Origin of the sequence: Legionella wadsworthii DSM 21896 = ATCC 33877, assembly GCF_000701265.1 — a bacterium.
GTDB lineage: Bacteria > Pseudomonadota > Gammaproteobacteria > Legionellales > Legionellaceae > Legionella > Legionella wadsworthii.
This window is the reverse complement of sequence record NZ_JNIA01000005.1, coordinates 1-8041: the sequence shown is the minus strand read 5'-3', so window position 1 is coordinate 8041 and position 8041 is coordinate 1. Positions and strand designations below refer to the sequence as shown.

The following is an 8041-nucleotide window of genomic DNA, read 5'->3' as shown; positions in this document are numbered from 1 at the left end:
TCGTCCAATTTTATTTTCGGATTTAAACGGTGAAAATTTATATTTTTATAAATTCGTCCCTTTTGTAAACTCAAGACAACCTTGATGACGCTGGCAACGCCGGCAGCACTTTCCAGATGGCCCAAGTTTGTCTTAAGGGCACCAAGATACAGTGGATTGTCCAGGCTTCGATGGCCATACACATGGTTGATGGCATGAACCTCTATGGGATCACCTAAAGGAGTACCGGTTCCGTGTGTCTCAATAAAACTGATGTCCTGGCTTGAGAGGGAAGATTGGGTTAAAGCCTTTTGCATCACCTCTTCCTGGCTTTTTCCATTCGGTACGGTTAACCCTGCCGATTTCCCATCATTATTAATTGCCGAACCTTTGATGACCGCTAGAATTGTGTCGTTATCGCGTAAGGCATCTGAGATGCGTTTAAGAAACAACACACCACACCCTTCCGAGCGAATATAACCGTCTGCTCCTTCGTCAAAGGTTTTGCATTGGCTTTCCAAAGATAGAGCTTTTGCTTTACACAAATTAATAATGCCCTCTGGCCTGAGAAGCACATTGACGCCACCGGCCAATGCAAAGTCAATTTCCCGATTTTTCAGGCTTTGGCAAGCATAATGTATGGCAACCAAAGAAGAAGAACAAGCGGTGTCAATGCTGACGGCTGGTCCCTTGAAATCAAAGGTGTAGGTCACCCTTCCTGGTATCATATTTAATGCCTTACCAGTAACGGCAAACATGCCGATTTCATCAGAGGATAGTCCTTGCTTTTCCAGCTGCGAATAATATTCATGAGAGGCACCTACTCCTGCAAAAACTCCGGTCAAGCTGCCTCGCAATAATTTGAGGGGGTAATTTGCATTTTCAAAGGCTTGATAGCAATGCTCCAAAAATAATCGCTGTTGCGGATCCAAAAAGGGTGCTTCACGGGGACTAACCCCAAAAAATTGGGCATCGAAGGTTTTGATATCTTCTAAAAGGCCAAGCCGGGTCACATACAATTTTCCCGGAACATCCGGATTGGGATCGTAGTATTTTGAATTGTCCCATCGTTCTTTAGGGATGTCTTTAATGCCGCTTAGTCCCTGTTCGAGCAAGGTCTCGAAAGCAGAAATATCTGGTGCATTAGGCAGGGAGCAACTCATACTGATGATGGCAATAGAGTCATCTACTCCCTCGGAGGATAATTGAGACGTCTGATTTTTAATTAAATTACTTTTCAATTACGGTTCTCTGTACTTTTCTTTTGTAACAAATAACAAAGATATTTTGTATTTCCATTTATAAATCCATTATAGGTGACAGAATCCTTCACCGCAGATACCTCTCGAATCGCTTGACGCCACATGGATGAATAAGTGGCATTAATATGGGCTTTTCGTCTGTCTGACAGACGGTTTAAGGAATCAAGCACTTGGGGAGTGATGTCACTGCGATTTATAATTTGTAATCCAGAAGCACTCATATAATTCTCCAATGCTTCCACTTCCGAAGACTGGCGAAGATCGGTAAAAGCCATGTAGCCATCAATTCGCAGTACTCGCCGAACTTCATTAAGAAATTTTTCCATAGAAGGGTAACAATGGGATGATTCTACATTGACCAGAACATCGACGCTTTGATCAGGCAGGGGGAGGGCATCTGCACGTCCTTGAATCCATTGGGCATTAGGCCATTTAGAGTTACGCTGACATATTTCAATGGCTTTTTCAGACAAATCAATACCGATATAAGAATGAAGCTGTTTATACTCCAATAAAAAAACACCGCCAGCACCTTGCCCGCATCCAACTTCTACGACATCTTTATCCTTTAAATCAATATCTCTAACCACGCGATGATACAGTTGAATGAAGTAGCGGTTTGGTTCATCCTGAGGCCGTAAAGTTAAGGGAGTCTCATCATGATAGCCATAATTTAGGAAGACATATTGTTTTGATTTGTTTTTTAAAGCCAATTTGTTATATAGCCATCGTATTAAAGTAATGCGTAGAAAAGGAAAAACATGCATTAAACGTAAATAGGTTTTCCTGATGATGCTTTCTTTCATGGTTTATCCTGCTCTTTTTGCATAGATCATATATTGGTTTCCTCCGAGTCTTTCAAAAAGAGAGTTTCTATCGAGGTGGATAATATAACCTTGTTCTTTTAAGTATTTAGAAAGATGCTCTACTCGATTATTGATATCATGCACTTCGATACTTAACTGTTGAATCATAGGAAACTGTGTGGGTTTGATACTTTTTATCACGTCAAATTCTGCGCCTTCAACATCAATTTTTAAAAAATCAATATGGGTGATCTCGTTTTTTTCAATAAACCGGCCTAGTGATGTTAATGTACAAGAAATTTTTGTTTGTGCCGTTCGGTTTTTAAAATTTCTCTGAATCAGATAATGTCGCAAAAAAGGAAGATATTTCAATTGATAATACAATAACTTATTTAGCTTTTGAGCTATTTTTATTAAATTCTTATAATTTAATAAAAGATTGTAGTTAGAAACAATCTTATCCATGGGTTTGTATGTTGCTGTCACAAGATCTTTACCAAAAAGTGTGAATTCGACAGAACAATCTTCAATGACATTTCCTATTCCCAAGTTGTATAAGCGAACTTTCTCTTTGAAAGGTGCCAAATTTTTTTTCAAACATTCAAAAGAGATAGGAATAGGCTCAAAACTGTAAATCAATGCGTCATGGTCACATTGATGTAGCGCAAAAAGAGAAAAAACACCAATATTTGCGCCTACATCAAAGATAATTGCTCCTGGCTTTAATGTAAGGAAATTGGCTAAATACGATTTTTGATAAAATATTTCATAGATTAATCCGCGTGCCTCAAACTCATTTACAAAATACAGCTTACCAATGGAAAATTCTTGGCTTGATATTGTATTCGACATGAACGGCATCCCATTATATTCAGCCTTAATCAAGGCATATTAGTTTTCATTGTCCCATTGTGATTAATAATGAACAATCAATTTTCGACCGTTGAGTGTTTTTAATTGAGTGCTTTTTTGTGGCATTGCGCTATTCAAAAAAATTGACGAAACTTTTGCTATGATTAATAGTAAAGATAGTAAGAAATTGCGGATATGTAAAGCAATAGAACAGCCTGAACGCGATGACATTGGGGTATGAAGGAGCCATTTTGCTGTTCCTCATTGAACAATTCCCCTCCTTTGGATATTAAGAAGAGTATTAAACACATGTTAGCTAACATTCTCCTGGGTTCTATTCATTTGGAAAAAACAACAAAACCTTCCATGACATCCCGTGGTGAGATGACCCTTTTTTCAACCGATTCGATTTCCTGATACTATTGAGGTTTACTGCTTTTGAGGAAACATGATGCAGGAAAAAAAACATCAAAATAAAATACACCTTATGCTCGATGAACCCATTGCGATTATTGGAATGAATTGCCAATTTCCTGGAATGGGTGCAGATGTTGAAGATGTCGAGTCTTTTTATGAGATGTTGATTAAAGAGCAGACTCCGATCAGAGAAGTGCCGGAAAATCGCTGGGATATTAATCAATATTATGATGTAGACAGGCAGAAAGACAATAAAATAATAAGTCGCAAGGGAGGATTTATGGAAGATCCTCGGTTATTCGATGCTACTTTTTTTAAAATAACGCCTACTGAAGCCAAACAAATGGATCCGCAGCACCGCCTTTTTTTAGAGGTGGCCATCCGTGCATTGAATCATGCCAATATCACCTTGGATTCATTAAAGGACTCGAACACTGGCGTGTATTGTGGTATCTCTACAAATGACTACAATCAACTAAATTATAAAGAACACATTCATTTCAATGCTTATACTTATATCGGATCTGCAGATAGTGCCGCGGCAGGAAGGCTAAGTTACTTTCTCAACTTAAAAGGTCCTTGTCTTACAGTGGATACTGCCTGCTCTTCTTCTTTGGCAGCACTTCATCTTGCCACTATGGCCTTGAGAAATAATCAATGTGATATGGCAATTGTCGGCGGAGTTCACTTCAGCCTTTGTCCTGAAACATGCGTGGGATTAACTAAAGCGAATATGCTCTCAGCCCGTGGCCAATGCAGCAGTTTCGATGCAAAAGCCGATGGCTATGCTCGCAGCGAAGGCTGCGGAGTCATTGTTGTAAAGCGCCTAAAAGATGCGTTAAAAGACAATAATAAAATTCACGCTCTTGTCCGAAGCGTCACCATGAATCAGGATGGTGGTGGGATGGGTATGGCTGCGCCCAATATAGAGGCGCAAATTGCAATGCATCAGTCCGTACTGGATCAAGCCCATTTGACCGCACGTGATATTGATTATATCGAAACACATGGTACCGGTACGGTTGTTGGTGACTCTATAGAATTCAATGCGATCCAGCACATACATAAAGGCCAGCACTCCAATGCTCATCCATTAATTATTGGTGCCGTAAAAAGTAATATCGGCCATACCATTTCAGCATCAGGTATGGCAGGACTGATAAAAGTCATTACTTCTTTTAAATATGAAATGATTCCTGCTAATTTGCATTATTCTAAGCCGAATCCCTCGATTGATCCGGACAGTATACCGGCACTACTTCCTGTCAAAGCGACCCCATTTGTGAAGCAGCAGCATAAAAAAAGATATGCGCAAGTTTCTAATTTTGGTTTCACGGGTACCAATGTGAGCACCATTCTCGAAGAACCTCCGGAATATGCCTTAAATTCATCAGATGATGAAGAAAACGAGCCACAATGTTTTGTAGTCTCTGCAAAAAGTGAATACTCTTTGAAGCTAATGCTGGCAAGTCACCTTCGTTTTTTAAAAAATTCATCGGCAAGGCTGCGTGATGTGTGTGCCACACTCATTAATTGTCGAGACCATTATAAATACCGTTATGCGATGATTGCCAAAAATAAAGAGGAACTGATTCATCAAATCGAATCTAAGGCCTATGAGTTTAAAAAAGTGGTTTTACAAAAGATCCCCGTCTTCATCGAAAATAATGCACAGCAAATTTATCATTCTTTTCTTTCCGGCGAGAACATAAAACTGGATAAAAATACAGAATCATACAATAAAGTGGATTTACCCTTGTATTTTTTTGATAGAAAATCCTACTGGCATGATACAGGCATATCAGAAGAAACTCAGGTTTCAGAGGATTGGTGCTTCCACTTGGAATGGATGAACCAGCCGATCAATAAGAGTACTCCCCAAGCCTCTCCCAAACCTTGGCTATTATTAGGTGCAAATCATTTAGCTCCTGGCTTTATTGAAGGAGGATTGCATCTTGTTCTTGATGAGAGCGATGTTGTATTTGACAGTCTGGGTGGCATTATTTTTGCAGTGGATGATGCGCCCATTTCCCCAAATGATATTGATGCCCATGTGGATTTTCAAAAGAACACACTGAAAAAATTTTTGGATTTAATCAAAAATTTGCAGCACAAGGAAATTGATTTACGGATAATTATTCTGACAAAAAACTCAGTGCCAGAACTGTTGGGTGATACGCTGAATCTTGATGGCAGTGTACTCTTGGGTTTTTGCAAGACTTTGGCTTTAGAGTTACCACAATTTCAAACAATTCTTATCGATTTGGACAAACAGGATGAGCGATTTTATCCGGCTCAGGTGTTGCATGAAATTCATTATAATCACAGCCAGAATTACGAGCATGTTGTTGCTTACCGTAACGGACAACGATGGGTTAGTCGATTAAATAGAGCCTCGCTCCCCAACAAAAATCAATCGGTATGGGGCGAAGGCCGCTATCTCATTACCGGAGGCTGCGGGGGATTAGGATTAATTACTGCGCAAGCTTTGTTGTCCCTAGGCGCTAAAGAATTAATTCTTGTTTCAAGGCATGTGGATGATCTTGCATTAATTACCCGCATTGAAACCATGCAATCTCAATATCCCAATCAAATCATTACCCCAATTGGTTTAGATATAACCGATAAGGATAAGCTGAAACAATTGTTTCTTGAGAATAATAAAGATGGTTTATTAAAAGGCATTATTCATGCAGCTGGTGTCTCTAGGAATGCACCTTTGCTTGAATACCAGGATGAGGATGTTGATACTTTATTTTCTGCTAAAGTGAAAGGCGGATGGTATTTGCATGAATTAAGTCAAAACTGTGATCTGGATTTTTTTATTGTGTACTCTTCGGTTTCCTCGGTTTTTGGAAGCAATAAGGAATCCATATACAGTGGCACCAATAGTTTTTTAGATGCATTGATTGCTGAACGTCGGCGTTTGGGTTTAGTGGGGACAGCAATTCAGTGGGGACCTTGGGGCGAGGCAGGCATGGCAGAAAAGCGGGCGCGGGATCAGGCCTTAAAACATGCATTCATTTCTAAAGATCAAGGCCGTGCCTTTATTCATCGGTTACTTCATACCCCATTAAGCCATACAACCATCATATCCCCTGAATACCTGATGTTTATGCTTGATTTTGTACCCAAGCCGCAACCTTTATTCTATCAAGATCTAAAACAGACTCTGACTGGAGTTAAGCTTGAAACAGAGCAAAATGATAATCTTTCTCCCTGGTTAAATGAATATCTTAAAATAAAGGATGACAAAAAGTTTAGGGCGTGCAAAGACATGTTGTCTGCACTGTGTAAAGAAATATTAGGGATTCCTGAAACTGAAGAATTAGAAGAAGATGAAGGTTTTTTTGACATCGGCTTGGATTCTTTAATGGTTGCTGAAATTGCATCCCGACTCAAAGAAAAACTAAAGCCTATTTTAAATGTAACGGCCACCATCGGGTTTGATTATCCTTCTATCAATAAATTGTCCCAATATATGGAATCCGAATTAAATAAAACCTTAATTCAGCCCCAAATTTTGCAAGCATCTCCCCAACCCGTTGTTGATGACTCTATTGCCATCATCAGTATGAGTTGCTCCCTGCCTAATGCACCGGATATTTCTGCTTTCGAGACCTTGCTCGAACAGGGGCTCAGTGGCATTAAAGACATCCCCAAAGAACGATGGGACAATTCAAAATACTACGATCCCAATCCGGATGCCCCGGGAAAATTGTATGTGAACCGGCTTGGCCTTTTAGAAGATATCAAAACCTTCGACGCCCAATTTTTTGGAATTAGTCCCCGTGAAGCAACCTTAATCGATCCGCAACAACGTCTTTTCCTGGAACATTGCTATATGGCTTTAGAAAATGCGAATTATCCTGTCCAGTCCTTACGCGGGAGTTTAACAGGGGTATTTGCAGGGGTAGGATCGATGCCTGAATATTATTCAAAATTGGAACAGTCCGGCTTGTCCGATGAGGAGCTGGGTATGTTTGCCATTACAGGTAAAACTACCAATATGGTACCAGGACGAGTAGCCTACACTTTTGATTTGAAAGGCCCAGCCTTAAGTATTGATACGGCTTGCTCCTCCTCATTAGCTGCCATACATTATGCTTGCCAAAGCCTGAAAAATCGGGAAATTGACTTTGCATTGGCCGGTGGCGTCAATGTGCTTCTCAGGCCAGAGGGCATTATTAATTTGTGTAAAGCAAAAGCTCTATCTTTGGAAAGCCAATGCAAAACCTTTGACGAAGGAGCAGACGGTTATATTCGCTCGGAAGGGTGTGGTGTGTTGTTTCTTAAACGCATCTCAGATGCCTTACGCGATAACGACACGATTCTAGCGGTTATCAAAGGTTCGGCAATTAATAATGATGGGAAATCGGCAGGGTTAACCGTACCGAATGGAAAGAGTCAGGAAGAGGTGATGCAAAAGGCTTTAACCCAATCTTCCCTCTCAAGCCAGGACATCAGTTTTATTGAGACACACGGAACCGGTACTCCTTTAGGTGATCCCATAGAGGTTCATGCCATCAACCATGTGTATGGCCATCGAAGCCTGGACAATCCACTGTATCTTGGTGCCCTTAAGACAAACTTGGGCCATCTGGAAAGTGCTGCTGGCGTTGCCAGCGTCATCAAGGTTGTCTTGAGTTTACAAAAGGGACGAATTTATAAAAATATAAATTTTCACCGTTTAAATCCGAAAATAAAATTGGATGATACCCGGCT

The 8041-nt window shown here is 40.2% G+C and carries 3 protein-coding genes and 1 pseudogene; 1 reads left to right on the top strand and 3 read right to left on the bottom strand.

What is annotated here, in order from left to right; translation table 11 throughout:
* From BU07_RS0100560 to BU07_RS0100550, 3 genes and pseudogenes are all read right to left on the bottom strand, one after another.
* Nucleotides 1-1220 (bottom strand): annotated as a pseudogene (locus tag BU07_RS0100560) (beta-ketoacyl synthase N-terminal-like domain-containing protein); the annotation flags it as partial.
* Nucleotides 1217-2008 carry a class I SAM-dependent methyltransferase gene (locus tag BU07_RS16905; protein WP_428829203.1) on the bottom strand — a complete coding sequence of 264 codons (792 nt, stop codon included), beginning with the start codon at nucleotides 2006-2008 and terminating at the stop codon, nucleotides 1217-1219. The gene BU07_RS16905 and the pseudogene BU07_RS0100560, both read right to left, overlap by 4 nt.
* A gap of 42 nt (nucleotides 2009-2050) precedes the next feature.
* Nucleotides 2051-2899, bottom strand: a complete 849-nt coding sequence (locus BU07_RS0100550; RefSeq protein WP_031562585.1) for an FkbM family methyltransferase — start codon at nucleotides 2897-2899, stop codon at nucleotides 2051-2053.
* Between the two features lie 451 nt (nucleotides 2900-3350).
* Here BU07_RS0100550 and BU07_RS0100545 point away from each other — a divergent pair.
* On the top strand, nucleotides 3351-8041 hold a 4691-nt coding region (locus tag BU07_RS0100545), incomplete at its 3' end, for a type I polyketide synthase (protein ID WP_031562583.1).

What these genes read in the sequence shown, in the direction of transcription:
- BU07_RS16905 (WP_428829203.1), bottom strand. Translation starts at nt 2,008, where the DNA reads ATGCATGTTTTTCCTTTTCTACGCATTACTTTAATACGATGGCTATAT.
- BU07_RS0100550 (WP_031562585.1), bottom strand. Translation starts at nt 2,899, where the DNA reads ATGTCGAATACAATATCAAGCCAAGAATTTTCCATTGGTAAGCTGTAT.